Genomic DNA, 26,657 nt, shown 5'->3' on the forward strand with positions numbered 1-26,657 from the left:
TTAATCCTCCTGCATGTTCAGCCATTCGCGGTGGGCTGCCGCAACGTTGGCATAAGTGTATCGGTGCTGGGGCGTGGCCCCGTGCTGACGCACCGCAGCCATATGCACCTTCGTGGAGTAGCCCTTGTGCCCGGCCAAACCGTATTCAGGGAACTGGGCATCCATCTCCACCATGAGGCGATCCCTGGTGACCTTGGCCAGCACACTCGCCGCGGAAATGCAGCGGGCGGCCACGTCACCGCCGATGATGGGCAGGTGGGGTGAGGTGAGCCCCGGAATGTACCAGGCGTCAGTGAGGACGTAGCCGGGGTGGGTGTCCAGCCGGGCGATGGCCCGGCGCATGCCGGAGATGTTTGCATGTTGGATGCCGCGGGCGTCGATAAGCGGGGCATCAATGCTGACGACGGACCAGGACACTGCGATGGACGTGATGATGGGAAAGAGTCTCTCGCGGGCGCGCGGGGTGAGCTTTTTCGAGTCGGTGAGGGTAGCTAGCTCGGGGAGTTCTCCCTCGGGCAGGATGCAGGCGGCGATGGTGATGGGACCGCAGCAGGCACCACGACCAGCCTCGTCGACGCCCGCGACGGGACCGAGGCCGTGCTGGGTGAGCAGGGACTCCACTACTGGATGTCCAGGTCCTTCACCGTGCCGATGCGGTTGAACGGGAAGATGATGACCTGGACTTTGCCGCGAATGTTCTCCGCAGGAATGGTGCCCTGGTATTGGTCGCCGACGTGCGCGCGGGAGTCGAGGGAGTTGGTGCGGTTATCGCCCATCATGAAGTAGTTGCCGTCGGGCACTTGGATGGGACCAAAGTAATCCCCGCCGCAGGCCTCCGAACCGGTCGCGGGATTGATCGGGTAAGTCGGCGGCTTCATGGTGTAGGACTGATCGATCGGGCTGCCATCGACCATGACCGCCGGGTCGCCCGCCTGGCAGGACACCGTCTGCCCACCGGTGGCCACGATGCGCTTGACCAGGTCATTCTCATCCGGGGCGACGAGGCCGACGTAGGAACCGAGGTTTTGCAACGTGCGCACGACATCGTTGGTCGACCGCTGTGAGATGAAGCCGCTTTTCCACGAGTCGGTGCCCTTGAACACGACGACATCGCCCGGCTCCGGATCGCTAAACTGGTAGCTGACCTTGTCCACGAAAATACGGTCGCCGGTACAGCCCTCGCAGCCATGCAGCGTCGGCTCCATGGACTGCGAGGGGATCATGTACACCCGTCCGACGAACGTCTGGATGAGGAAGATAGCCAGCAACGTCACCAGGATGACCACTGGAATCTCGATGTACCAGGGTGCTTGCTTCTTCTCAGATCTACTCACGCCAGCAGATGCTACCAGTCGATCCTGACAGCACCCGCTGAGACAGGCAGGCTAGACCACACCGACCGCGTGGAACAGTCCAGCGGCCAGCGCGCCGGAGAACACTCCCCACAGCACCACGGCCACCAGCGTCCAGGCGACAACCGTGCTGCGCTTGGCACCCGCACCCACCAGAGCGGAGGAGGTGAACTGGGACGGCAGCAGGGCCGGGCCGATGAGGCTGGCGCCGGGGACTCCGAAGCGCTTCATGTTCGCCACTGCCTTAGACGCCCGCTTTCCTTCCGTCGGCGCGGCCTCGGATCGGGAACCACGCACGATCTTGCGGATCCACCCGCCGAAGAATACGAACGCCAGCACCGACAGGACGTTGCCTAGCGTCGCCGCCAGGACTGCCACCGGGATGGGCACGCCGGCGGCGATGCCGATGATGGATCCGGCGTGCGATTCAATGAACGGGATGAAGCCGATGAGGAAAACGCCGACGAACTGGACGGCCTCGGGAAGGGAGGATACGAAGTTCTGGAGAGTTTGCATGATCTGGGGTCCTTTTCTGTGGGGGTATTTCGTTGACGCTTTCTATCATCGCGCCTGCCGCGGCTTCCCGGTAGTACTGCGGCGTCATGACCTGCCCGGATGCTTGTCATAGTCAGACCGTGACAATTGTCATTGCTCTACGGTGGACGCTATGACGAAGACTCACGACGTCGCCGTGCCCCGCCCCGCGGGACAGCTTTCCGACGCCACCCGTACCCGGGGTAGCGTCGCCACCGGGCTGCGGGCCAGCTGGTGGTATTCCTGGTCGGGGTTAGCCATGGTGATCCTCGCCTCGAACTCACTGGTCGTCGTGCCAGCGGCGATGAGCACTCCGGGGCTGAGTGCCCGCGCCATCCTCACTGCGGTGGTGTGTGTGGTCTCCGCGGGCACGCAGCTCGCTTTCCTCATGGGATTGCGGCAGGGAATGGGCCGCGGCGTGGACAACTGGCCGGTAGCGGTGGCGATGCTGTTGGCGGGGGCCGGGGTGTTGGGGATCGCCGCTCCCCTACCGTGGTCGTCGCTGCCGCTGATCTCGGCCGCGGCCCTCCTGGCATGCGCGGTGAAGGGCGGCTGGCGATGGCTAGTCCTGGCCGTCGCCGCCGGAGCGATCCTCATCGAAGTAATGGCCATGCCCGAGGGATCCCACCGCGGGTCCTCCGCCTACTTCTTCGCCGTGGTCTTTCCCCTCACCACCATTGGCACCGTGTGGGCCTGGGATGTGGTGGTGCGCATCGATGACGCCCGCGCGAGCGAAAGCCGTCTCGCCGTCGCCCGGGAGCGCCTGCGCTTCGCCTCCGACCTGCACGACATCCAGGGCCATACCTTGCAGGTCATCGCCCTCAAAGCCGAGCTTGCCGAGCGCCTGTTGGATAAAGACCCCGCCGCCGCCCGCGCCCAACTCGCCGAAATCCGCACCCTGGCCGCCGACTCCCTCAGCGAGACCCGCGAACTCGTCCAGGGCTATCGCGCCCCGGAACTGTCCGAAGAGCTCAGCAATGCCCACGACGTCCTCGAAGCGGCCGGCTTTCCCACCCGCCTGGACGCCCCCCGCCTCCCCCACCATCCCGGTTCACGAGCCGTCTTCGGCCGCGTCCTCCGCGAGGCCACCACCAACATCCTCCGGCATGCCGCACCGGGTCCGGTGGAACTGCTTATCGACGACCGCGGCACCCCCGGCTGGAGCCTGCGCATCAGCAATGCGGTGGGGGCGTCGATAAGCCTTCCTACGGAAGGCTCCGGCCTGGCAGGACTACGCGAACGCCTCGGCGCCGCCGGCGGTTCGCTCTCTACCACCGTTGACGCCGAACGGTTTACCCTCGAAGCGACCCTTCCCCCTGAGCTGGAGGTATCCGAATGATCCGCGTGCTCTTCGCCGACGACGAAGACTTGATCCGCACCGCCCTGACCACCCTGCTCGACCTCGAAGACGACATCGAGGTCATCGCCTCCGTCGGCGATGGCCAAGCCGCCGTGACCAAAGCCGTGGAACTCAAGCCCGACGTGTGCCTCCTCGACCTCGAAATGCCCGGCCTCGACGGCGTAGAAGCAGCCGAAAAGATCGCCCGGACGATAGCGACGAAATCCATCATCGTCACCCGGCACGCCCGCCCCGGAGTCCTCCGCCGAGCCATGGCGGCCGGCGTGGCTGGCTTCGTCACCAAATCCACGCCCGCCTCCGAGCTCGCCGAAGTCATCCGCGCCATCGCCGCTGGCAAACGCCACGTCGACCCCGATATCGCCGCCTCTGCCCTCACCGCCGAACGAACTCCCCTCACGGACCGCGAACTCGACGTCCTGCGCGTCGGCCGCGATGCCGCGACCGTCGGCGACATCGCCGCCGAACTCCACCTCGCGCCCGGCACCGTGCGCAACTACCTCTCGCAGGCGATGCGCAAGCTCGGAGTATCGACGCGTCGCGAAGCCTCCGACGTTGCGTGGGAGGAAGGCTGGATCTAGTCGCGGCTTCAGCCCCACCTCCTGCGATATCGCCCTGCTTCTGAGAAAGCCGGAGTGTCGCGATCAGGGCGTCGCGAGTGCCAAAATTCTCTAGAATGCGAATGCTGATTCTCACCGACCTGCGGAAACGCTAAGGAGCTCGATGCATTCTAGAGAATTTTGGCACTCTCCCTATTCCAGAACCATCTGACCCCAGCCAGCAGCTACTAACAAAGCGTCCCATCGAGACAGGTGAAGAGCCCCCTGAGGGGAAGTAGTCTCCCCAGACCACATTCCAGCCTTCAACGAGCCATGGAACTCAACCAGCAACTGATGGGCTGCTGAAAAACGTCGACGCCGATCTTGCGACGCACTTGAAAGCACACGTCAGAGCCTTAAACGAAAGGGTTATGGTCATGATGCCGGCATTTTCGATCAACTATGATCGCCGGAGCGGTTCAGTAAACTGCTCCCACTTTGGATCACTGGCAGGTGCAACCCGCGAACGGCTTCGGCTCGATCGGAAGAATTTCGACCCCAACCGGGAGATCGTGACCATCGCCAGCATGAGCGAGCAGCATCTCCACCAGTCGCACTCCCGTTACTTTTCATCACCCTAATTGCGGGACTGGGGTAGAGAAACGGCCCCACGCCACCAGGTGATGGTGGAGTGGGGCCGCTGGTCAGGGCCCGTATAGGCCATGACTGGGGCTAAGCGACTAGCGCTTCTCCTTGATGCGGGCAGCCTTGCCGCGCAGGTCGCGCAGGTAGTACAGCTTGGCGCGACGGACGTCACCCTTGCGGACGACCTCGATCTTTTCGATGTTCGGGGAGTGGACCGGGAAGGTACGCTCCACGCCGATGCCGAAGGTCACCTTGCGGACGGTGAAGGTCTCGCGGATGCCGGAGCCCTGGCGGCGGATGACAACACCCTTGAACAGCTGGGTACGCTCGTTGCTACCTTCGATGACCTTGACGTGTACGTCGAGGGTGTCGCCGGGGCGGAAGGCCGGGATGTCGTCGCGCAGCTGTGCTGCATCAACTTTGTCGAGAATGTTCATTGGACTGAATCCTTTTTAAGTTCTGGACAGAGGACCCTGGCGGCTCTTTCCTAGTGGAACGCTCGGCCGGTTCGTGCCCGGTGCAAAGTACTGCCACCACTACCCCGTCAAAGGTCGCGGTTAACCGGGTTAGTGTGCCACATCGCCGCGGGATCAGGCAAATCTCTTCCGGGCGTAGGCGAAGTGCGCTAGCGTGGTCCCACGACCACCCCACGGGTGCCCGAAGCATCGGGCTGAGATCGCGCTGGAGCTTGCGTGAATACCGTTTGAACCTGTCCGGTTAGCACCGGCGAAGGAAGAGAGGCCAGGCGATGTCGCCTACCCACGATCAAAACCACGAGATTCACCCCAAGCACCGTTTCGCGCCGCTGACCCACAACGGGTTGAGCGTGCCGGAGACGGAGATCCAGTTGGATGATTCCCCCACGGGCCCAAATGAGCCATTCCGCGTGTATCGCACGCGGGGACCGGAGTGCGATGTCACTGTCGGATTGCCGGGCCTGCGGGAGGAGTGGATTCTGGGGCGCGGGGACGTCGAGAAGTATGTGGGCCGGGAACGCAACCTGGGCGATGATGGCAGCAAAGCCTCCCGGCGCGGGGAGGCATCGGCGGAGTGGCGGGGTACGCAGCGTTCGCCGCTACGGGCGACCTCGGGTAAGCGGGTCACGCAGATGCATTATGCGCGGGCGGGGGTCATCACCCGGGAGATGGAGTTCGTTGCCCTGCGTGAGCATTGCGATGCGGAGTTCGTTCGTTCGGAGGTGGCGCGCGGGCGGGCAATCATTCCCAATAACGTGAATCATCCCGAGTCGGAGCCGATGATCATTGGGCGGAAGTTCCTCACCAAGATCAACGCGAACATTGGTAATTCGGCGGTGACCTCGTCGATCGAGGAAGAGGTGTCGAAGCTGCGGTGGGCGACGCGGTGGGGTGCGGATACGGTGATGGATTTGTCCACGGGCAATGACATTCACACCACGCGCGAGTGGATTTTGCGGAATTCCCCGGTACCTATTGGCACGGTGCCGATTTATCAGGCTCTGGAGAAGGTCAATGGGGTCGCGGAGGACCTGACCTGGGAGATTTTCCGGGATACGGTCATCGAGCAGTGTGAGCAGGGCGTGGATTACATGACTGTTCACGCAGGTGTGCGGCTGCCGTTCATTCCGTTGACGACGAAGCGGGTGACGGGGATTGTGAGTCGGGGTGGCTCGATTATGGCGGGCTGGTGCCTCGCTCACCATAAGGAGTCGTTCCTCTATGAGAGTTTCGATGAGCTCTGTGAGATCTTTGCGCAGTATGACGTTGCGTTTTCCTTGGGTGATGGCTTGCGTCCGGGCAGCCTCGCGGACGCCAATGATGCCGCTCAGTTCGCGGAGCTGAAGACGATCGGCGAGCTGACCAGGCGCGCCTGGGAGTATGACGTCCAGGTCATGGTGGAGGGCCCCGGACACGTGCCGCTGAACATGGTGCAGGTGAACAACGAGTTGGAGCAGGAGTGGTGTGGTGACGCGCCGTTTTATACTCTCGGCCCGTTGGTGACGGATATTGCGCCGGGCTATGACCACATCACCTCCGCCATCGGGGCGGCTCATATCGCGATGGGCGGTACGGCGATGCTCTGTTATGTCACACCGAAGGAGCATCTGGGGTTGCCCAACCGCGATGATGTCAAGACTGGGGTGATTACGTACAAGTTGGCGGCGCATGCGGCGGACGTGGCCAAGGGGCATCCGGGGGCGCGGGAGTGGGATGACGCGATGAGCAAGGCGCGGTTTGAGTTCCGCTGGCATGATCAGTTCGCGTTGTCGCTGGATCCCGATACCGCGCAGGCGTATCACGATGAGACGTTGCCCGCGGAGCCGGCGAAGACGGCGCATTTTTGTTCCATGTGTGGGCCGAAGTTTTGTTCCATGCGCATTAGCCAGGATATCCGCGATGCGTTCCCCGATTCGCTCGGGATGCCGTCGGTGGGTGAGCCGGTGGACGCGGAGGCGGGCATGGCGTTGAAGGCGGCCGAGTTTCGGGCGGCGGGTTCGCAGGTTTATCATCGTGCTTGACCTGCGCTGTTACCTCGTCACCGGCGATGCCGCCCGGGCGGTCGAGGTGGCCACCCAGGCTGCAGCGGGTGGGGCGGGCGTGGTCCAGGTGCGCAGCAAACCCATCCCCGCGCGGGCGCTCTACGAGTTGGCGGCCGAGGTGGCCCGTGCCGTCGCGGCGGTCAACCCCGCCACGAGGGTGCTTATCGACGACCGCGTCGACGTCGCCCTGGCGCTTCGTCGCCGGGGCTTCCCCGTCCACGGTGTCCACCTCGGCCAGGATGACCTCGATGTGCGGGCGGCTCGAGAGTTGTTGGGCGAAGACGCCATCATCGGCCTCACCACCGGCACCGTGGCATTGGTGGAGGAGGCGAACGAATTCGCTGAGGTCATCGATTACGTCGGAGCCGGCCCCTTCCGCCCGACCCCGACGAAGGATTCCGGGCGGGCTCCGCTCGGCGTCGCGGGTTACCCGCCGCTGGTGGCGGCATCCGCGGTGCCCGTCGTCGCGATAGGTGATGTCACGGCCGCCGATGCCCCGGCTCTCGCGGCGACGGGTGTCGCTGGCCTCGCGGTGTGCCGGGGGCTCATGGACTCCCCCGACCCCGCGGCCTACGCCGCGGACCTCCTCCAGGGGTTTCACCAATGACGCATATCTCCGTCATCGGCGGCGGGCTCATCGGTTTGGCCACGGCTTTCAGGCTGGGGCTGCGTGGGCACCGCGTCGTGCTGTTTGATCCGACCCCGGCGCGGGGTGCGACCCACCACGCCGGCGGCATGCTCGCGCCCACGGCGGAGGTGGTGTACCGCCAGGAGGCCCTCTTTCCGCTGATGAGGGCGTCGGCGGGGATGTACCCGGAGTTGATCGCGGACGTCGAGAAGCATTCGACGATGCCCACTGGTTACCGCACGGAGGGCACGATCGTCGTGGCGGCGGACCGGGCGGATGCGACGCATCTGACGGAATTGGCCGATTATCAGTCGATGCACGGCATGACCGTGGAGAGGTTGAGCGTTCGGCAGGCGCGTGCCTTGGAAACGGCGCTGCACCCGCGGTTGGCTGGTGCGGTGAGCATCCCGGATGATCATCAGGTTGCGCCCCGGACGCTTGCGGCGGCGCTTCTCGATGCTCTCGGCAACGTTGGTGTCGACCTCATCCGCGAGGAGGTTCACCGTCTTCCCACCGAGGGCCAGGTGATTTTGAGCAATGGGCTGGATGCTGCCCGTTTGGTGGAGGGGTTGCGCCTGCGCCCGGTGTACGGCGATATTGTGCGCCTGCGCGTGCCCGATCATCTCACCCCGCCGGTCACGCAAGTTGTGCGCGGTGTCGTCGAGGGCCGCCCCGTGTATGTCATCCCGCGCGCCGATCGAACCATTGCGATCGGTGCGACGAGCCGAGAGGATGGCCGCCATGTACCGCAGGTCTCCGGGGTCCATGACCTGCTGCGCGACGCCATCCGCCTCGTGCCGGCCCTGGAGGAATGCGACTTCCTGGGGGCATCGTGCGGCGCGCGCCCCGGCACCCCGGACGACCTGCCGTACCTGGGTCGGGTCAGCGATCGCCTCATCGTGTCAACGGGATATTTCCGCCACGGCATCCTCCTCACGGCGTTGGCCGCGCAGGCCGCCGTCGACCTCATCGAGGGCAACGAACCCGCCGTCGATCTCTCCGCCTGCTTGCCCACCCGATTTCAGGAGCACCCATGAACATCACGCTCAACGACGAGCCCGTGACCACCACCGCCGACACGCTGGAGGCCCTGCTGGTCGACCACCTCGGCACAATTCCCGCCGCCGGGCTCGCCGTGGCCGTCGATGGGGTGGTCGTCCCGCGTTCCCGGTGGTCATCGCATCTGCTTGTCGACGGCTGCGTCGTCGACATCCTCAGCGCCGTCCAGGGAGGCTAACCCACATGCTCACCATCGCCGATCGCAGCTTCGCATCGCGGCTCATCATGGGCACGGGCGGGGCCACCTCCCTCTCGATGCTCGAGGAGTCGCTGGTTGCCTCCGGCACGCAGCTGACCACGGTGGCCATGCGCCGCCACTCCCCCAGCGCCGAGGGGGAAACAATCTTTGACCTCCTGCAACGGCTGTCTATTGACCCGCTGCCGAACACCGCGGGCAGCCGCACGGCCCGCGACGCCGTGCTCACCGCCCAGCTCGCCCGGGAGGCACTGGGCACGAGCTGGGTCAAAGTCGAGGTCATCGCCGATGAGCACACCTTGCTTCCCGACGTCGTCGAGCTCGTCGATGCTTGCGAGCTCCTCGTCGCCGAGGGCCTTACCGTCCTCGCCTACACCTCCGACGACCCGGTCACCGCACTGCGCCTGGAGGACGTCGGCTGCGCGGCGGTCATGCCGTTGGGTTCGCCCATCGGCACCGGGTTAGGCATCCTCAACCCGCACAACATCGAGCTCATCTGCTCCCGCGCGAGTGTCCCGGTGCTTCTCGACGCCGGCGTTGGCACCGCCTCCGACGCCACTTTGGCCATGGAGCTGGGCTGCGATGGCGTGCTGCTCGCCTCGGCCGTTAACCGGGCGCAGGACCCCGTCGCGATGGCCCGCGCCATGAAACTCGCGGTCGCGGCGGGGCATCTCTCCCGCTCTGCCGGGCGCATTCCCCGGCGCGAGCACGCCGTCGCCTCCTCGACGTTTGAGGGGCTCGTGTCCTGGTCGGATGAGGTTTTGTAGATGAGCCTGCCGCCCAGCGAGGTTGAGCGCACCGCCCGCCACCTGCAATTACCGGGCTTCGGGATGGAGAATCAGATTCGCCTGCACGAGGCCCACGTTCTCGTCGTTGGCGCCGGTGGCCTGGGGTGCCCGGCACTGCAGTCCCTGGCGTCCGCCGGGGTGGGCCGGATAACAATCATCGACGATGACACCATTTCTCTCTCCAACATCCACCGCCAGATCCTCTTCGGTGCTTCCGATGTCGGCCAGCCAAAAGTAGCCGTCGCCGCTGCACGCCTGCGGGAGGTGCAGCCGGGGATCGACGTCACCACGCTGCCGGACAGGCTGACCGTAGCCAATGCTTGCGAGCTCATCGGATCAGTCGACCTCGTTCTCGACGGCTCCGATTCCTTCGCCACGAAATATCTCATCGCCGACGCGGCCGAAATCACCGGCACTCCCCTCGTCTGGGGAACGGTGCTGCGTTTCCACGGCGACGTCTGCCTTTTCGATCGCTCCGTCGGCCTGCGCGACCTCTTCCCCGAGCAGCCGCGCGGCACGGACCTCCCCGATTGCGCCACGGCCGGGGTGCTGGGGGTGACCACCGCGGTCGTCGGCGCACTCATGGCCACCGAGGCCATCACGTTCCTCAGCGGGATCGGCACTGGTCAGGCCGGGCGACTGCTCAGCTACGACGCCCTCGCGGGAACGACCCGCTCTTTCCAGGTATCGGCGGATCCTTCCCGGCCACGGGTGCGGGCGCTGGCGTCCGACTATTCGGGAGGCACCCACGCCCTGCTCGACGAGGTCCGGGCTGGCAGCGCCCTCCTGCTCGACATCCGTGAGCCGGAGGAATGGGAGCTCACTGATCCACTCGCCTTGCTGCATCCCCTCCGGTTGCCGCTGTCCACCGTCACCGGTCCAGAACAGCTCACAACAATGCTTGTCGACGCCCCGCGGGTCGTCGTCTACTGCGCCTCCGGGGCGCGTAGTGCTCGCTTCTGCGAGCACTACGCTGACTTGGGCTTCGACCTCGTCGATTTACCCGGCGGTGTTAACGGCCTAGCCCGGCGCGCTTGAGAGCATCAGCCATGCTGCCGCTGGCGGCTGGCTGCTGCTTCTTCGGCTGGCGATTCTGCTGGCGAGGTGCCTTCTTCGGGGCTTGGCCGGGCTCGTCACTAAGCCGCAGCGAGAGGCCGATGCGTTGGCGTTCGACATCCACCTCCATCACCTTGACCTTGACCACCTGGCCCGATCGAACGACCTGGTGGGGGTCGGAGACGAACTTCTCGCTCATCGCCGAGACATGCACGAGGCCGTCCTGGTGCACGCCGACGTCGACGAAGGCACCGAAGGCTGCGACATTGGTGACGGTGCCTTCGAGGATCATGCCGGGTGTGAGGTCAGAGACCTTCTCCACTCCTTCCTTGAAGCTCGCAGTCTTGAACTCCGGGCGGGGGTCTCGGCCCGGCTTGTCCAGCTCGGCGATGATGTCGGTGACGGTGGGAACGCCGAAGGTGCCATCGGCGAAGTCGGCCGGGCGCAGGGTGGAGAGGACGCGGGTGTTGCCGATGAGGTCTTCCACCTTCAGTCCGGTGGCGGCGGCGATGCGCGCGACGACCGGGTAGGACTCGGGGTGGACGGCGGAGGCGTCGAGAGGATCGTTGCCGCCGGTGATGCGGAGGAATCCGGCACACTGTTCATAAGCCTTGGGGCCCAGGCGTGGGACCTTGAGCAGACCCTTGCGGGAGGCGAATGCTCCGTGATCATCGCGGTGGGCGACGATGTTCTTCGCCAGGGTGCCGGTCACACCGGCGACTCGCTCCAGGAGTGGGACGGAGGCGGTGTTGAGGTCGACGCCTACCGCGTTGACGGCGGATTCCACAACACCGTCGAGGGTGCGGGCTAAGGCCGTTTGGTTAACGTCATGCTGGTACTGGCCCACGCCGATGGCCTTGGGGTCGATCTTAACCAGCTCCGCCAGCGGGTCTTGCAGACGACGAGCGATGGACACCGCACCGCGGAGGGAGACATCCATGTCCGGGAACTCCTGGGAGGCCAGCTCCGAGGCGGAGTAGACGGACGCCCCCGACTCGGAGACTACCACCGGGGTCGGCCGGGTGCCACCGGCTTGTTTGATGAGGTCGGCGATCTCGTTGCTGAGTTTCTCCGTTTCGCGGGAGGCGGTGCCGTTGCCCACGGCCAGCAAGTCCACTCCATGCGTGGCGCAGAGCCCGGCGAGGGTCTGCACGGCGTCGGACCAGCGGTTCTGCGGCTGATGCGGGTACACAATGGCGGTATCGAGCACCTTGCCAGTCGAATCGACCACCGCGCACTTGACGCCATTGCGATACCCCGGGTCCAGGCCGAGGGTGGCGCGCTGGCCGGCAGGCGCGGCGAGGAGGACATCGCGGAGGTTGGTGGCGAAGACCTGGAGTGCCCCTTCTTCCGCCTTCTCTTTCAGGCGCATGCGGACGTCGAGTCCGGAGGACACGGCGAGCTTGGTGCGCCAGCCGCGACGGACGGCGTCGGCAAGCCACGCGGACGCGTGGGTATCCAGATCGAAACGGTCGGCGATCATGCCCTGGTAGATGGTGTCATCCCCGGCATCAAGATCGAGGTGCAGCACCCCTTCGCTTTCCCCGCGCAGCAACGCGAGGATGCGGTGGGACGGGAGCTTGTGGAAGGGCTCGGAGAACTCGAAGTAGTCCTTGAACTTGGAGCCCTCGTTCTCCTTGCTCGCCACCACACCGGCTTTCATGGACCCGGTGGAGTACATGCGTTCGCGGACCTCGCCGACGAGGTCCGGGTCCAGCGCGAAGCGGTCGATGAGGATGTGGCGAGCTCCCTCAAGGGCCTTGGCCGGGTCGTCGAAGCCGTCGGTGAGGTACCTGGCGGCGAACTCCTGGGGGTCGGCGGAGGGGTTGGCGATGAGCTGATCGGTGAGGGGCTCCAGCCCGGCCTCGCGGGCAATATCGGCCTTGGTCTTGCGGCGCTTCTTAAACGGTAGGTACAGATCTTCCAGGCGCGCCTTTGTTTCACAGGCGAGGATGAGCGAGCGGAGGTCGTCGGTGAGTTTGCCCTGTTCCTCGATGGCCTCCAGGATGGCCTGCTTGCGCTCCTCCAGCTCACGCAGGTAAGTGGCGCGCTCCTCGATGGTGCGCAGCTGCGCATCATCGAGTCCGCCGGTCACCTCTTTGCGATAGCGGGCGATGAAGGGGACGGTATTTCCCTCCGCGAGCAAGTTGAGGACGGCGCGGATCTGGTCTTCGCGCACGCCAAGTTCACGGGCAATGGTGGTGACGATCATTTGGGACAGTCTAGCGATGCGCCGGCGCCTTCTTCGGCACCGTCCCCAACACGCTGATGTCCGGCTCCGCGAGGATGCCCGGGACGATGACTAACTCTGTGCCGTGGCGGACGACCTCAGCTTCGAGGGCGAAGACCTCACGGATAAGAGCGGAATCGACAATGTCGTGGGGGTTTCCCGTGGCGATGACCGTGCCCTTATTCATGATGATGAGGTGATCGGCGTAGCGGACAGCCTGCTGCAAATCATGGAGCACCGCCACGACCGTTCGCCCCTGCTGGCGGCGCAGCGCGCGCACCAACTCCAGGAGGGCGTACTGGTGCCCAATGTCGAGGAACGTGGTCGGCTCATCGAGCAGCAGGACCTCGGTCTGCTGGGCAAGGACCATGGCGAGCCACACACGTTGACGCTGACCGCCGGACAGTTCCCCCACTCGTCGATAAGCAAGATCCTCCACGCGGGCGGCCTGCATGGCCGCCGCTACAGCGTTGGCATCATCCTCGGACCACTGCCGCAGAAACGTCTGGTGCGGGAACCGGCCCCGCCCGACGAGTTCCTCGACCGTGATGTCCGCCGGGGCGGTGGCACTCTGGGGCAACATGGCCAACTCGCGTGCCACCTCCTTCGGCGCGAGGGAGTTAATCGGCTGGTCATGGAGAAACACCTGGCCCGCCTGGGGCGCGAGGATCCGGGCAAAAGACTTCAACAAAGTCGACTTGCCGCAGCCATTGGGCCCGATGATCGCCGTGAACTGCCCGCGCGGAACCGACATGTCAATGCCCTCGAGGACGACGGTGCCCTCCCAGGCGAGGGTGAGGTCTCGGCCTTCCAAAGCTGGTTGATCAGACATGAATAGTCGTCTCCTGATTAGTTCTTAGCGGGACGGGCGATGAGTGTGAGCAGGTAAATTCCGCCGAGCGTGACGGTGATGAGGCCGACGGGCAGTTGCACGGGAGCGAACAGCCGTTGCGCGAGAACATCAGAAACGACCAACAACGTTGCCCCGGTGAGGGCCGTGACGGCCAGCGGGACGCGAGGCGATCGGGTCAGGCGCGCGGCGATGTGCGGTGAGGCGAGAGCAACGAAGGAGATGGGCCCGGCGACGGCAGTGGAGATGGCGGTGAGCAGGACGCCGATGCTCAGCATGAGGGCCTTGATGCGATTGACGCCGAGGCCGAGTCCGGTGGCGGTGTCATCCCCCAAGGCCAGAATGTTGATCCCGCGGAAAGCCACCAAGGCGATGATGACGAGGGCACCCAAGCACACGGCAGCGGGAATGGCTTGTTCCCAACGCACGCCGTTGAGGGTGCCCGCACCCCAGCTGGCTGCAGAGAGCGCAGTTTCCATATCTCCCCGCAGGATGAGCCAGCGGTTAAACGACGACAACATCATCGAGATGCCCAAACCGACGAGGATAAGCCGGATACCGCTGATGGTGCTGCCTCGGCGCGCACTGAGGAGGAAGACGGCCACCGCAGTGACGCAGCCGCCGATGAGCGCGCCGAGGGAGATCGCCGCGAAACTGCTCGCCCCCATCAGGAGGGTAAACAGCACTCCGGTATAAGCGCCGGTGTTGAAGCCAATGATGTCGGGGGAACCAAGCGGGTTGCGGGTCAGCGCCTGGAACAAGGCACCGGCCAGCGCCAATGCCGCGCCGATCACGGCAGCGGCCACGAGCCGCGGCAGGCGCCACTCCATGACCACGGTGCGGGCGAACCCAGTTTCTTGGCCGAGGAGCACCGCCAGGGCCTTCGCTGAGCCAATTCCTGCGCCGGGTAGAAGGAGGGTGACCAGGCTCGCTGTCATCAGGGCGAGAACCATGATGGAACCAACGAGAAGGGTGCGGCGGTACACCCGGCGCGAGAATGCCCACGTCGAGGTCGGCGAGCCAATTCGAATCGTCATAGCGTGATCACCCCTCGACGGCGCGCGAACATGATGAGGAACGGGGCACCGACGAAGGCCACGACCACCCCGGCGGGAAGTTCGCCGGGAAGGATGAGGCGGCCGATAATGTCGGCGGCCAAGAGCACGACGGGCCCGATGATGGCAGAGAGTACGAGCACGCTGCGTTGGTCGCTTCCCCCAACCCACCGGGCGAGGTGCGGAACCATGAGCCCGAGGAACACCATGACGCCGGCAGCTGCGGTCGCCGAGGCAGCCGAGATCGTGATGGATAACAGCATGAGCACCCGGGTCCGCCGAACCGAGACACCCAGCGCGGTGGCCATATCATCGCCCAGCGCCAATGAGTTGAGGCTGGTGAGCCCCGGAAGGAGGACAAGGATTCCTACTAACAGTCCAATGCTCACCGTCATGATGGGACGGAAACTACCGACGTCGAGATTGCCCACCATCCAGCTGCGCAACCGGTCGAAGGCCTGCGGATCCACCAGGGCCATGCCCTCCCCCACGCCTTCCAAGATGGCGCTGAGAGCCACACCGGCGAGGACAAGCCGCAACGGATCCACCCCGACGCTGCGCCCGCGCCCAATGACATAAACCAGCACACCCGCGGCTAGCGCACCGAGGATGGCGAAGGCCAAGAATCCGGGCGCGGAAGTGACGCCCAGGAGGGAGAAAGCAAGCACGGCGCTGAAGGCGGCACCGGAGTTGATTCCCAGAACTCCAGTATCAGCGAGCGGGTTGCGGGTGAGCGCCTGGATGAGCGCCCCGGCGATTCCCATCGCGGCACCAGCTACCACAGCCAGGATGGTGCGGGGCAGCCGACGATCCCAGATCACCGCCGTCAACGGGTCGGCGGGGTCTGGATTCCACAATGCGTGGAGGATATCTGGCACCGGAATGGCGCGGGCGCCGAGGAGCAGGCTGAGGATCACCAGCCCGAGCAACGCAGCCAGCAAGGCGGTTGCTCCAAGTAATCTCCTTTTCACCATGCGAAGCCTAGCATCCATATATACCTTAGGCTAACCTACTTTCATGTCTTTCTTTAAAAAGTCACGCACCGTGACCATTGCGCTGACGGCCGCCGTTGCCCTCACGCTCAGTGCCTGTTCTTCCGGCTCCTCCACCTCTACTGACGGAGCTGGCAACACCGACGTGGCCGTCGGCGGCGAACGTTTCAGCACCGCCGATGCCGAAACCGCCAAACTCGGCAGCGACGCCGAGGCCGGAGTCTTCCCCCGCACCGTCGTCCACGCCGCCGGTACCACCGAGTTCACCGCCGAGCCCAAGCGCGTCGTGGTCCTCGACACCGGAGAGCTTGACGACGTCCTCACCTTGGGCATCACCCCCGTCGGCATGGTGACTACGCAGGGCGCCAACCCCGTGCCCTCCTACCTCGCCGACAAGGTCGCCGACGTCGAATCCGTGGGCAGCATCAACGAACTCAACCTCGAAGCCATCGCCGCCCTCGAACCCGATCTGATCCTGGGCAGCCAGCTGCGCGCCGACAAGCTCTACCCCCAGCTCGCCGAGATCGCCCCCACCGTGTTCTCCATCCGCCCGGGCTACCCCTGGAAGGAGAACTTCCTGCTCATCGGTGATGCCCTGGGCAAGGAAGACGCCGCTGTCGCCGCCCTCAACGACTACGCGGACAAGGTTGCCGTGATCCGCGACTCCGTCGAACCGGACACCACCATCTCGGCCGTGCGATTCATGCCGGAGCGCCTGCGCCTTTACGGCAACAAGTCCCTGCTCGGCGTCATCCTCCGAGACGCAGGCCTCGCCCGCCCGGCCAACCAGGACATCGACGACCTCGCGGTGGAAATCTCCCCCGAGAACATCGACGAGGCCAACGCGGACTACATCTTCTACTCCAGCTACGGCCAGCCCGATGCCACCGGCGAAACCGCCGTCGTCGAAGGTAGCGCCTGGAAGGCACTCCCCGCCGTGGCCGACGGCAAAGCATTCCGCGTCGACGATGACGTCTGGTTCCTGGGCCTCGGCCCGACAGGTGCCCGCCTCATCGTTGAGCAGCTCAGCGAATACCTGGGCGTTTCTTAAACCGCTAACCCGCTGAACACTCCCTAGAGTTTCCCTCGACTTGATCACTAGGTTGAGAAAGGGAAACTCCGGGGGTTTTCATACGGGGATCGTTCGTACAGGCGAGTTAAGCCCCGGCGTTCTTCCTTTGCGATTGCCGCCACGCCCGGAAGAACACAACTCCCAATAGTGCAAGCGTGAACCACAGAAGGTAGCGGTTGACGATGGTGACGACGTCAAGGACTTCTTCGCCGTAGCGGAAGCCCAGCCACATCATGATGCCGTTGATAACGAGGATGCTGGCCACATTTATCGCGAGGACGATCCACAGCTTGACTTTGAACAGGCCGGCGACGGCATTGACGATGTTGCCGGGCACAGGCCCCGGCGCGTAACCGGCGGGGATCAGCGCCAGGGTCAGGGCCGTCGCCTTACCCGACTCTGACGACACGGCCCGTTGGAAGAAGCGATGGGCTCGGGGCATGTATTGCAGAGACATGTCGATGAATTCCATGCCCCAGCGCTTACCCATGAACCAATAGATAGGGACGAATTTCGCCGCGCCGATGACGGTGCACAGCAGGTACACCAGCCAGAGGCCATTTCCCACTGAGGCATTTGCGCCAGAGACCACCGCGCTGGTGTACCCGCCGACGAGCAGCGTGTAAGCCAGAGGGTGGGACAGGAGATAGGCGCGCAAGGGAATCATCGAGAGGGAGAAGATGCCCATGGCGAACAGTGCGAACAGCAGCCACTTGTCTGCCTTCTCCGGGTGGGAGATGAAGGAAGGAACGTCCGGGGAGTCCTTAGGATCCTCCACAGTCTCCGAAATCTCCGTGGCCTCCAGCTCTTCGTCCCGCTCGTCCTGCGGATTGCTACTCATCTGTTCACCGATCGTGCCATGACAGAGATCGTATGTTGGAGACCTCGGATAGCCTCACTTGGGGCGGCGAAGCCAACCAAGTTCCACAAGTGCATCCGCTAGCTCCCGCCGTGTTGCCACGCGCAGGAGGCAGAGACTCCGGGTTCGGTGGCTCCTTCATTGCTGGTTCCGTACCAATAGGAGTTCGGCGGCAGCGCAGCCACGACCGCTTTCGTCGCGTCCTTCAGTGCCAGATCGGAGGTTCCGTTGACCACGATGCGGTGCAAGGATTCCACCGCAGGCGCGCGCCCTTCGATCTGGGCGTATTGGTTGACCAGCATGTTGTCTGGCTCGCAGGTGAGGTCGACCAAGTCGGCGTGGATGGACTCGACGTCGTAACCTCGCTCGGCCAGCGTCGCGGGGATCGTGGGGGCGAGGTGCTCCCAGTCGGAGGTGCGGATGAGCACGTTAAGGTCGGTGGAGATGGGTCGGGTCATGTCATTCTCCTTGTTCGTCGAGGTGTTCGTCGAGGTGTTCGACGAGGTGTTGGTCGAGGAAAGCTTGGTCAGCAGCCGTCAGATCGGCGTCGACAAGCAGTTCCGGTCGCACGGCCCGCGTTCGCAGCAGGGCTTGCTCGCGGCGCCACCGGTCCACCAGGGCGTGGTTCCCGGAGAAGAGGACCTCAGGGACGTCGAGTCCGCGCCACGAACGCGGTTTGGTGTAGCTGGGCCCTTCGAGGAGCCCATCGGAGAAGCTGTCTTCCTCGTGGCTGCGGCGGTTGCCCAGGACCCCGGGGATGAGGCGGACGATGGCTTCTGTGATGACGAGGACGGCCACTTCCCCACCGATGAGCACGTAATCACCGATGGACACTTCGCGCACGCGGTAGCGCTGGGCGGCGTCATCGATGACGCGCTGGTCAATGCCTTCGTAGCGTCCGCAGGCGAAGACGATGTGTTCCTCGTTCGACCACGCCTGCGCGTCCGCCTGAGTGAATGGCCTGCCCGCGGGCGTAGGCACGATGAGCAGGGGAAGGTCCGATTCCTCCCCTCCGTCGTAGGAGTGCTTCTCCACGCCTTCTACGTCATCGTGGCGCGGTTTATCCAGGTGAGGCAGAGAGGACTGCAAGTCCGAATGATGTGCAACGGTGCCAACGGCGACGTCGTCAAGCGCGGGACCCCACACCTCCGGCTTCATCACCATGCCGGGACCACCGCCGTAGGGTGAATCGTCGACGGATTTGTGGACGTCGGTGGCCCAGTGCCGCAGGTCGTGCACGCCGACGGTGAGGATCCCCTGTTCGATGGCCTTGCCCAGGAGGGCATGGCGAAGGGGGTCGAGGTACTCGGGGAAGATCGTGACGGCGTCTATTCTCACAGGTCCAGCAACCCTTCGGGCGGGGTGATCACGATCGCTTCGTTGTCCAGATCCACGATCGGGACGATGGCGTGGACAAACGGGACCAGGGCCTGACCACCTTCGTCGAGCGCAACCTCGAGCAGTCGCTGGGCGGGCCCGCGGACGACGCCGGTCACCTCGCCGATATCCACTGGCTCCGGCTGCGCACCCTCATAGGCCCGGGCGTTGGCCTCGTCCTCGGAGACGTCCCCAACGTTGAGAACCCGCAGCCCTACCAGCTCGTGGTCGTAGTAGGCGTCCTCATCATCATCCACAACCGGAGCGGCGAAAAAGCGGAGGCCCCGGAGAGTGTCGGCTTCGTTGCGCCCGGGAATCTCATCGAACGTGACCAGCAGGCGATTTTGATGGGGGCGCACCGACTTGACCGTGAGCGTCAGTGTCTTGCCCGTCTGCTTACCGGTGAGCACCTCTCCCACCGCGAAACGCCCCGCCGGATCGTCGGTCGTGGGGTCGACAACGAGCTCGCCTCGCACGCCGTGGGGTTTGATCACTCGGCCGATCTGTACGTCGTTCTCATTCACGCCTTAGATCGTAGCCGGTAGTACCCTCGCGAACATGGCTGAGCATTCCGTTCCCACCAACTCCCCCGACACCTTCGGCGACGCTTCGGTGCACGATTCGACGGGCATGACTGTCTTATCGCTTATCGACGCCGCCCCGTCCCCCAAACCCGCACGGCCCCGCCCTGCGGTGCAGCGTCTCCTTCAAGGAGACGGCGCCAACCTCATCGTCTTTAGCTTCGCTCCCGGCCAGGATCTCCCCGACCACCAGGCCGCCCACCCCATCACCGTGCAGTGCCTATCCGGCACCTTGGACTTCACCACTGGTGGGGAGATGGTGCGGCTGAAGCCGGGTATGGTCGTTCACCTGCGTGATCACATCGTCCACCGCGTCGATTGCCCACCGGATGCTCCGGACGAATCCAACATTTTGCTGCTGACGATGCTCACGGGTGAACGACACCCCGACAGCTAAACGCCCAGCGCGACAGCCAGTTCGCGCTTGATCTCCTCCAGTCGGGCACGCCCTTCTTCGGGGGATTCGGCGATGACTTCGAGGTAGCACTTGAGCTTCGGCTCGGTGCCTGAGGGCCGTGCGATGACGCGGTCGGCGGCGTCGGTGAGGATTGCCAGGCCGGGCGTTCCGGGCAGTCCGAGGTAGCCGTCGGCCAGGTCGATGGTGCTGGTCACGGGCGATCCGGCGAACTGCTCCGGCGGGTTGGCAGCCAGTCGGCCTAGTGCCGCCGCGATGTCCGCTGGGTCTTCCATGCGGATGGTCAGCGGCGCGGTGAGGTACCAGCCGTACACGTTGCCGATGTCGGCGAGGAATTCACCGAGATCGGTCCGGGCAGCGAGGTCGGCCACACGCAGGCAGGCGGTGATGCCGTCCTTGTCGCGGACGAACTCCGGGTCGGTGCAGTAGCCGAGGGCTTCCTCGTAGCCGTAGACCAGGCCCTCGGTGCGGGCGATCCACTTGAACCCGGTGAGGGTGGGCTGGAAGTTCAACCCGTGGTTCTCGGCGATGCGGGAGAGCAGTCGCGAGGACACGATGGAGCAGGCCAGGGTGCCGACGGCGTTTCTGCGAGCAGCGTCCTCGCCGAGGAGTCCACCGACTTGGTCGCCGGTGAGCTGCACCCAGCCATCGCCCTGCGGGATGGCGACGGAACAGCGGTCAGCATCCGGGTCGAGGGCAAGGATGAGGCGGGCTCCCTCGCGCTCCGCGGTGGCGATCGCCAGGTCCAGGGCGCCGGCCTCCTCCGGGTTGGGGAAGGCGACGGTCGGGAAGTCGGGGTCCGGGGTGAACTGCTCGGCGACGGGGATAATGTTGATAAATCCCGCCCGCTGCAAAGCGGTGCGCAGGACCTCGCCGCCGACTCCGTGCATGGCGGTGATGACGATGGGCATGTCGCGTTCCATGGTTGGGACCAGGGAGACGGCGCGCTCCAGGTAGGCGTCGAGGACGTCGACGTCCTGCACGCCCTCGGTGCTCCGCGGAATCTCATCGGCCCATCCGGCAGCCGCGATCTCGGCGGCGATCTCCTTGTCGGCCGGGGAGACGAGCTGCACGCCGGCTTCGTTGTCGCTGTTGACAACCCGTCCGCCGAGGTAGACCTTGTAGCCATTGTCCTGGGGTGGGTTGTGGGAGGCGGTGACCATGACACCGGCATCGCAGTCGAGGTGACGCACAGCGAAGGCCGTGACCGGGGTCGGGAGCTGGGCCGGAAGGAGGAGTACCTCGCACCCGGCGGCAGCGAGCACCTCAGCGGTGGCGCGCTGGAAGTCGGACGAACGGTGGCGGGCATCGCAGCCCACGACGACGCGGGGGCGCGGGGTTTTGGACACTAGCCAAGCACCCAGCCCGGCGGAGGCGCGGGTGACTGTGGCCACGTTCATGGCCGATTCGCCACCGGCGATCGGGCCGCGCAGGCCCGCGGTGCCGAACTCCAACGGACCGGCGAAGCGGTCTGCGAGCTCGGGGGACGAGGCGTCGATAAGCTCTTTGATCTCGGCGCGGGTGATCGGGTCGGGATCGTGGGTCATCCAGTCGTTGGGATTCACTTCAGGCCTTCCAAAACGTCAGCGCTGGACGAGCAGCCCAGGCGGGTGGCACCGGCGGCCAGCATGGCCAGCGCGGTTTCGGTATCGCGGATGCCGCCGGAGGCCTTGATGCCCAGGCGACCGCCGACAGCAGCATTCATCAGTTCAATGGCGTGCACGGAAGCACCACCGGCCGGGTGGAATCCGGTGGAGGTTTTCACGAAGTCGGCTCCGGCGCGCTCGGCGGCGAGGCAACACTGGGTGACCTGCTCATCCGTGAGTGCCGCGGTCTCGAGGATGACCTTGAGCAAGGTGGTGGGGATAGCCTCGCGGACGGCGCGGATGTCGGCCTCGACGGCGTCGAAATCATCTTGGACGGCGTTGGCGAGGTTGATCACCATGTCTACCTCGTCAGCACCCTGTTCAGCAGAAAGAGCGGCCTCGGCGGCCTTGATCTCCGAGTGCACAGCACCCGAAGGGAAGCCGCAGACGGTGGCGACCTTGACGTCCTCCGGCGTGGTCACCGGCAGCATGGACGGTGATACGCAGATGGAGTAGGTGTGCAGGGCGGCGGCCTCGTCGATGAGTGCGGCGACCTGGGCCGGGGTGGCTTCCGGCTTGAGCAAAGTGTGATCGATGGTGTGGGCGAGTTCGGTACGGTTCATAGTGTTCCTTTTAGATAATGCGGTCATGAATAAGGGTGCGCGGGGCGGGGGACTCATCCCCAATGCTCACACCGTGATTGATGGATTCGAGGGCGCGCTCGAATCGCTCCGGGGTTTCGGTGTGGAGGGTGAGGATCTTCTGCCCCTTGGTCACCTTCTCCCCCAGCCCGGCGTGGATCTCAATGCCGGCGCTGAGCTGCACGGGGTCTTCCTTGCGGGCACGCCCGGCCCCGAGGCGCCACGATCCCACGCCCAAGGACAGGGCTTCCAGCTCGGTGACGTAGCCATCACGCTCAGCGAGGACATCGTGGGTGTGCGGAGCCACGGGCAGCGGGGCATCCGGGTCACCGCCTTGGGCGCGGATCATCTTCTTCCACGAATCCATGGCGCGACCATCCTTGAGCGCCTCCTCGACGTCCGCGTCCGGGATGCCTGCCAGTTCCAGCATGTTGCGGGCCAGCTCGCAAGTCAGCTCGATGATGTCGGCGGGCCCACCACCAGCGAGCACCTCCACCGACTCGCGTACTTCGAGGGAATTGCCAATGCACCGGCCGAGCGGGGTGTTCATGTCGGTCAGCAGAGCGCGAGTGTTCACGCCCGCGTCGGTGCCGAGGTCGACCATCGTGCGGGCGAGTTCGCGGGCAGCGTCAAGATCCTTCATAAACGCGCCGGAGCCGACCTTGACGTCAAGAACCAGTGAGGACGTTCCCTCCGCGATCTTCTTCGACATGATCGAGCTGGCGATGAGGGGGATGGAATCCACCGTGGACGTGATGTCGCGGAGGGCATAGAGCTTCTTATCTGCCGGTGCCAGGCCCGCTCCGGCGGCAGCGACCACGGCCCCGGAATCCTCGAGGATCTCCATGAGCCGTTCGTTACTCACGTCCGCCTTCCACCCCGGGATGGCCTCCAATTTGTCCAGCGTGCCACCGGTGTGACCAAGGCCTCGGCCGGACAGCTGCGGGACGGCCACTCCAAAAGAGGAGACGAGCGGACCGAGCGGGAGGGTGATCTTATCCCCCACTCCGCCGGTCGAATGTTTGTCGGTGGTCGGCTTGGACAGAGATTCAAAGCTCATGGTCTCGCCGGAATCGATCATCGCTTGGGTCCAGTGCGCGATCTCGGTTCGGTTCATTCCCCGCAGGAAGATGGCCATATTGAGCGCGGCCATCTGTTCATCGCCAACAATGCCACGGGTGTAGGCATCGATGATCCAATTGATCTGCTCAGGGGATAATTCTCCGCCATCTCGCTTGGTCCGAATGACGTCTACGGCGTCAAAAGACTCGGTGGTCACTGTGCACTCCTCGGTACGGGACGAATTTTGTGACTCTGACTACTTGCGTAGCCCGCTATGACCCGATTATCATCGTTTCTAGAACAATTGTCAACCTATTATTTTTCTTTTGTTCGATTCATGGTTGCCCTGCAGAAAGGACCCCGGCCATGACCCAACCTAGCGATACCGAGCTTCTCCAGGCAGCCCGAGACGCCGCCGCCCGCGCCTACGCTCCATATAGTTCTTTCCCCGTCGGCGCCGCCCTGATCAGCGAAGATGGCACCATCTACACCGGCTGCAACGTCGAAAACGCCGCCTACGGCGAAACAATCTGCGCCGAACGAAACGCCGTGACCACCATGATCGCCGCGGGCTCGCTACCCCGCTTGTCGACGGTCGCGGTGGTCGGCCTCAAGGCCGCCCCCTGCTGGCCCTGCGGCGCCTGCCGCCAGGTCTTGAGGGAATTCCACTGTGAACGCGTCATCGTCGAGGACTCCGACGGCAACCCCGTGTCCCTCACGTTCGACGAACTCCTGCCGAACTCCTTCGGCCCCGACGCCCTCGAAGGGAAGTAATCCACCATGGATCGTTTCCAAGGACTCATTGGCATCGCGCTGATCTTCGCGGTGGTCATCCTCTTGTCTTCCAACCGCAAAAAGATCAACTGGCGTACCCTCGGCGTCGGCCTCGCGATGCAGGTCATCTTCGCCCTCCTCGTCCTCAAATGGGAGCCCGGATTCGCCGCCCTCAAGTGGACCGCCGATGGCATCCAGAAGCTCATCGACTTCACCGCCGAAGGCACCTCCTTCGTCTTCGGCCCCCTCTTCGGCGAGAACATCGGCTTCGTCTTTGCCCTCAACGTCCTCCCCGTCATCATCTTCCTCGGCGCCATCATCGGAGCGCTGTACTACCTGCGCATCCTGCAATGGTTCGTCGAGATCGTCGGCACGGCACTGAACAAACTGCTGGGCACCTCCAAAGTCGAATCGGTGTGGGCCTCCACGGTCATCTTCCTCGGACAATCCGAGGCACCTTTGGTCATCCGCCCGTGGCTGCCCAAACTCACCCGCTCCGAGCTCTTTGCCTGCATGACCGGTGGCTTCGCCTCCGTCGCAGGCTCCACCCTCATCGGCTACTCCCTGCTCGGAGCTCCGCTGCCCTTCCTCCTCGCCGCCTCCGTCATGAACGCCCCCGGCTCCCTCATCATGGCCAAAGCCCTCATCCCAGAGACCGAGGAATCCGTCGCCTCTGCCGACGTTCGCAACATCCGCGACGAAGAGAACAAAAACATTATCGACGCCCTCGGCTCCGGCGCCATGGCCGGTGGCCGCATCGCCGTCACCGTCGGCTGTATGCTCATCGCCTTCGTTGCCCTCATTGCCATGCTCTCGGCCATGCTCGGCGGCATCGGTAACATCTTCGGCCAAGAAGGTTGGTCCCTCGAAGGCCTCTTCGGCATCATCTTCTCCCCACTCGCCTGGGCACTGGGCGTGCCGTGGGAAGAGGCCAGCCTTGTCGGTAACTTCATCGGACAAAAGACGATCATCAACGAGTTCGTCGGCTACACGTCCTTCTCCGAATACGTCGACGTGCTCAGCCCGAAGGCCATCATGATCACCACCTTCGCCCTGGCTGGCTTCGCCAACTTCTCCTCCATCGCCATCCAGATCGGCGCCTTCGGTGCCCTCGCTCCCGAACGCCGATCCGACGTCGCCCAACTAGGCCTCAAGGCCCTGTTCGCCGGCTTCTGCACCAACATGCTCAACGCTGCGATTGTCGGTGTGGTAGCGCTTTAGTTAAACCCCAAGAATGAAGCCCTTGACGTCCGTGCGGACGTCAAGGGCTTTTCCCATTAACCCAGGATCTGAGCGGCAACTACCGAGTCAACGACGAGGTGGGTGGCTAAGCCCATGCGCAGCGCCGTCTCAATGGCGTCCGCCTTCTCCTGCCCACCTGCCACGAGGATCCGGGTGGGACGGGTCGAAAGCTCCTTCAAGGTGATGCCCACGGTGCGCTCGTCAACGGAGGGCAACGCGATCTCCCCGTCGCGGGTAAAGAAACGGGAGCAAGCGTCCCCCACCGCCTTTTCGACGAGGGTTTCGGTCTCTTTCTCGCTGAGGTAGCCCATGGTGAGTGGGAGGGACTCCTTTGTGGTGGCACCAACGGTAAAGATCACCACGTCTGTGCGTCGTCCCAGCTCCAACAAGTGCGCAATGTGGCGATCTTGCTCGACGATCCGCTTGGCTTCGGCGTTGTCAAAAATGACCGGTAGCGGCAGCGTGCGGGCGTAGGCGTCGAAAGCTTGGCAGAAGAGATTGATAGTTTCAATGTCATTGGTCGACGACTGGGTGTAGCTCAGTCCTCCCTTGAGTTGGACAATTTCCACCCCGCGGTGGGTGTGGTGACTCAACGACTTAGCCACTGAATACATGGTGTTGCCCCAGGAAACGCCCACCAGCTGGCCATCCTGGACATGCTCGGAGAGTACCGCGGCACCCATCCGTCCGAGCTCTCGAAGAAGCTCCTCTTCCCGCTGGCGCGCTGCCTGGACAACACGGACCTCAACAAGACCCCTAGAGGAATACTTTTCGACGAGTCGCTGGGCTATCTCCCCGCCCATTTCGCGTGGATCGCGCACTTCGATGGTAACGAATCCCCTTTGTCGCGCGTGCTGCAGGAGCTTGGCTGCGGTAGGCCGGGAAACCCCAAGTTCGGCGGCTACTTCTGCCTGACTCAGCTCGGATTCGTAGTAGAGCTTTGCCGCTCTTAGGGCCTGCTCATCTCTACTATCCATGGCTAAAACTCTATCAGTGCGCGCTCGGTGCTTCTGCGCTGGGCCACGCCACGGGATAAGGGAAAAATGTGTTGGGAGTCGGTCCTCACTTCACCATCTGACCAGCGCTAAGGACGCTGTCCTATGGTTTTCACGACCCACACCGGTCGACATGCCACCGGGCCGGGACCGAACCCCAGCACATGATGCCCCAAGGAGTGCCCAAAAACCGCACTTCCTAACAACTCCGGGGTCAATCCCCCTCCCAAACCCTATGAGTTGTTAGGAAGTGC

The 26,657-nt window shown here is 64.3% G+C and carries 28 protein-coding genes and 1 riboswitch; of the genes, 12 read left to right on the plus strand and 16 right to left on the minus strand.

What is annotated here, in order from left to right:
- From CATRI_RS08185 to CATRI_RS08195, 3 genes are read right to left on the minus strand one after another with little or no spacing between them, the layout of a single operon-like run.
- A complete protein-coding gene (locus tag CATRI_RS08185; RefSeq protein ID WP_290216488.1) occupies nt 1-621 on the minus strand; it encodes a ribonuclease HII in 621 nt (206 codons plus the stop codon).
- Nucleotides 621-1,352, minus strand: a complete 732-nt coding sequence (lepB, locus tag CATRI_RS08190; protein WP_290221058.1) for a signal peptidase I — start codon at nt 1,350-1,352, stop codon at nt 621-623. The genes CATRI_RS08185 and lepB overlap by 1 nt, the downstream gene beginning before the upstream one ends.
- A gap of 33 nt (nt 1,353-1,385) precedes the next feature.
- Nucleotides 1,386-1,868 (minus strand): hypothetical protein, encoded by a 483-nt coding sequence (locus CATRI_RS08195; protein ID WP_290216490.1) that lies wholly within the window; start codon nt 1,866-1,868, stop codon nt 1,386-1,388.
- A gap of 151 nt (nt 1,869-2,019) precedes the next feature.
- Here CATRI_RS08195 and CATRI_RS08200 point away from each other — a divergent pair, with 151 nt between their 5' ends.
- Both CATRI_RS08200 and CATRI_RS08205 read left to right on the plus strand, forming a co-directional pair.
- A complete protein-coding gene (locus CATRI_RS08200) occupies nt 2,020-3,225 on the plus strand; it encodes a sensor histidine kinase (RefSeq protein WP_290216492.1) in 1,206 nt (401 codons plus the stop codon).
- Entirely contained in the window at nt 3,222-3,824 is a 603-nt protein-coding gene (locus tag CATRI_RS08205) for a response regulator transcription factor (RefSeq protein WP_290216494.1), read from the plus strand. Before CATRI_RS08200 ends, CATRI_RS08205 begins: the two co-directional genes overlap by 4 nt.
- A gap of 698 nt (nt 3,825-4,522) precedes the next feature.
- Here CATRI_RS08205 and rplS read toward each other — a convergent pair.
- Nucleotides 4,523-4,864 (minus strand): 50S ribosomal protein L19, encoded by a 342-nt coding sequence (gene rplS, locus CATRI_RS08210; protein WP_290216495.1) that lies wholly within the window; start codon nt 4,862-4,864, stop codon nt 4,523-4,525.
- Nucleotides 4,865-5,066: 202 nt separating this feature from the next.
- Nucleotides 5,067-5,179, plus strand: a riboswitch (TPP riboswitch).
- Here rplS and thiC point away from each other — a divergent pair.
- The 6 genes from thiC to CATRI_RS08240 all read left to right on the plus strand — a co-directional run bounded on the left by thiC (nt 5,176) and on the right by CATRI_RS08240 (nt 10,654).
- Nucleotides 5,176-6,924 carry a phosphomethylpyrimidine synthase ThiC gene (gene thiC, locus CATRI_RS08215; RefSeq protein ID WP_290216496.1) on the plus strand — a complete coding sequence of 583 codons (1,749 nt, stop codon included), beginning with the start codon at nt 5,176-5,178 and terminating at the stop codon, nt 6,922-6,924. Its footprint overlaps the riboswitch before it by 4 nt.
- On the plus strand, nt 6,917-7,552 hold the full coding sequence (locus tag CATRI_RS08220) for a thiamine phosphate synthase (protein WP_290216498.1): 636 nt from the start codon (nt 6,917-6,919) through the stop codon (nt 7,550-7,552). The genes thiC and CATRI_RS08220 overlap by 8 nt, the downstream gene beginning before the upstream one ends.
- A complete protein-coding gene (gene thiO, locus CATRI_RS08225; protein WP_290216500.1) occupies nt 7,549-8,610 on the plus strand; it encodes a glycine oxidase ThiO in 1,062 nt (353 codons plus the stop codon). The genes CATRI_RS08220 and thiO overlap by 4 nt, the downstream gene beginning before the upstream one ends.
- Nucleotides 8,607-8,810: a sulfur carrier protein ThiS gene (gene thiS, locus CATRI_RS08230; RefSeq protein ID WP_290216502.1), complete on the plus strand. Its 204-nt coding sequence runs from the start codon at nt 8,607-8,609 to the stop codon at nt 8,808-8,810. Before thiO ends, thiS begins: the two co-directional genes overlap by 4 nt.
- 5 nt (nt 8,811-8,815) lie before the next feature.
- Nucleotides 8,816-9,595: a thiazole synthase gene (locus CATRI_RS08235; protein WP_290216504.1), complete on the plus strand. Its 780-nt coding sequence runs from the start codon at nt 8,816-8,818 to the stop codon at nt 9,593-9,595.
- Nucleotides 9,596-10,654, plus strand: a complete 1,059-nt coding sequence (locus CATRI_RS08240; protein WP_290216506.1) for a ThiF family adenylyltransferase — start codon at nt 9,596-9,598, stop codon at nt 10,652-10,654.
- Here CATRI_RS08240 and CATRI_RS08245 read toward each other — a convergent pair.
- The 4 genes from CATRI_RS08245 to CATRI_RS08260 all read right to left on the minus strand — a co-directional run bounded on the left by CATRI_RS08245 (nt 10,629) and on the right by CATRI_RS08260 (nt 15,799).
- Complete coding sequence (locus CATRI_RS08245) at nt 10,629-12,884, minus strand: Tex family protein (RefSeq protein WP_290216508.1); 2,256 nt, start codon at nt 12,882-12,884, stop codon at nt 10,629-10,631. The genes CATRI_RS08240 and CATRI_RS08245 overlap by 26 nt on opposite strands.
- 10 nt (nt 12,885-12,894) lie before the next feature.
- Entirely contained in the window at nt 12,895-13,734 is an 840-nt protein-coding gene (locus CATRI_RS08250) for an ABC transporter ATP-binding protein (RefSeq protein WP_290216510.1), read from the minus strand.
- A 17-nt stretch (nt 13,735-13,751) separates the two neighbouring features.
- Nucleotides 13,752-14,705, minus strand: a complete 954-nt coding sequence (locus CATRI_RS08255) for a FecCD family ABC transporter permease (protein WP_353959745.1) — start codon at nt 14,703-14,705, stop codon at nt 13,752-13,754.
- A gap of 80 nt (nt 14,706-14,785) precedes the next feature.
- On the minus strand, nt 14,786-15,799 hold the full coding sequence (locus tag CATRI_RS08260) for a FecCD family ABC transporter permease (protein ID WP_290216514.1): 1,014 nt from the start codon (nt 15,797-15,799) through the stop codon (nt 14,786-14,788).
- Nucleotides 15,800-15,824: 25 nt separating this feature from the next.
- Here CATRI_RS08260 and CATRI_RS08265 point away from each other — a divergent pair, with 25 nt between their 5' ends.
- Entirely contained in the window at nt 15,825-16,850 is a 1,026-nt protein-coding gene (locus CATRI_RS08265) for an ABC transporter substrate-binding protein (protein WP_290216516.1), read from the plus strand.
- A gap of 106 nt (nt 16,851-16,956) precedes the next feature.
- On the opposite strand, the gene CATRI_RS08270 is transcribed toward CATRI_RS08265, so the two are convergent.
- The 4 genes from CATRI_RS08270 to rimM all read right to left on the minus strand — a co-directional run bounded on the left by CATRI_RS08270 (nt 16,957) and on the right by rimM (nt 19,631).
- Nucleotides 16,957-17,712 (minus strand): DedA family protein, encoded by a 756-nt coding sequence (locus CATRI_RS08270; RefSeq protein WP_290216517.1) that lies wholly within the window; start codon nt 17,710-17,712, stop codon nt 16,957-16,959.
- Nucleotides 17,713-17,810: 98 nt separating this feature from the next.
- Nucleotides 17,811-18,188 carry a hypothetical protein gene (locus tag CATRI_RS08275; RefSeq protein WP_290216518.1) on the minus strand — a complete coding sequence of 126 codons (378 nt, stop codon included), beginning with the start codon at nt 18,186-18,188 and terminating at the stop codon, nt 17,811-17,813.
- Between the two features lies 1 nt (nt 18,189).
- Nucleotides 18,190-19,068: a tRNA (guanosine(37)-N1)-methyltransferase TrmD gene (gene trmD / locus CATRI_RS08280; RefSeq protein ID WP_290216519.1), complete on the minus strand. Its 879-nt coding sequence runs from the start codon at nt 19,066-19,068 to the stop codon at nt 18,190-18,192.
- A complete protein-coding gene (gene rimM / locus CATRI_RS08285; protein WP_290216520.1) occupies nt 19,065-19,631 on the minus strand; it encodes a ribosome maturation factor RimM in 567 nt (188 codons plus the stop codon). Before rimM ends, trmD begins: the two co-directional genes overlap by 4 nt.
- Nucleotides 19,632-19,737: 106 nt before the next feature.
- Between rimM and CATRI_RS08290 the strand changes: the two genes are divergently transcribed.
- Nucleotides 19,738-20,085: a cupin domain-containing protein gene (locus tag CATRI_RS08290; RefSeq protein WP_290221061.1), complete on the plus strand. Its 348-nt coding sequence runs from the start codon at nt 19,738-19,740 to the stop codon at nt 20,083-20,085.
- Here the strand turns inward: CATRI_RS08290 and CATRI_RS08295 are convergent.
- From CATRI_RS08295 to CATRI_RS08305, 3 genes are read right to left on the minus strand one after another with little or no spacing between them, the layout of a single operon-like run.
- Entirely contained in the window at nt 20,082-21,650 is a 1,569-nt protein-coding gene (locus CATRI_RS08295; RefSeq protein WP_290221064.1) for a phospho-sugar mutase, read from the minus strand. The genes CATRI_RS08290 and CATRI_RS08295 overlap by 4 nt on opposite strands.
- A 14-nt stretch (nt 21,651-21,664) precedes the next feature.
- Nucleotides 21,665-22,312 (minus strand): deoxyribose-phosphate aldolase, encoded by a 648-nt coding sequence (deoC, locus tag CATRI_RS08300; protein WP_290216521.1) that lies wholly within the window; start codon nt 22,310-22,312, stop codon nt 21,665-21,667.
- Between the two features lie 10 nt (nt 22,313-22,322).
- Nucleotides 22,323-23,609, minus strand: coding sequence for a thymidine phosphorylase (locus CATRI_RS08305; protein ID WP_290216524.1), 1,287 nt, complete (start codon nt 23,607-23,609; stop codon nt 22,323-22,325).
- Between the two features lie 149 nt (nt 23,610-23,758).
- On the opposite strand from CATRI_RS08305, the gene CATRI_RS08310 reads away from it, so the two are divergent.
- Nucleotides 23,759-24,166, plus strand: a complete 408-nt coding sequence (locus tag CATRI_RS08310) for a cytidine deaminase (protein ID WP_290216526.1) — start codon at nt 23,759-23,761, stop codon at nt 24,164-24,166.
- 6 nt (nt 24,167-24,172) lie between these two features.
- Complete coding sequence (locus tag CATRI_RS08315; protein ID WP_290216528.1) at nt 24,173-25,387, plus strand: NupC/NupG family nucleoside CNT transporter; 1,215 nt, start codon at nt 24,173-24,175, stop codon at nt 25,385-25,387.
- A gap of 56 nt (nt 25,388-25,443) precedes the next feature.
- On the opposite strand, the gene CATRI_RS08320 is transcribed toward CATRI_RS08315, so the two are convergent.
- The gene (locus tag CATRI_RS08320; protein WP_290216530.1) at nt 25,444-26,385 is read right to left on the minus strand and encodes a sugar-binding transcriptional regulator; all 942 of its coding nucleotides are present in this window, start codon (nt 26,383-26,385) and stop codon (nt 25,444-25,446) included.
- Nucleotides 26,386-26,657 lie beyond the last annotated feature (272 nt).

The sequence above is a fragment of the Corynebacterium atrinae genome, from assembly GCF_030408455.1.
GTDB lineage: Bacteria > Actinomycetota > Actinomycetes > Mycobacteriales > Mycobacteriaceae > Corynebacterium > Corynebacterium atrinae.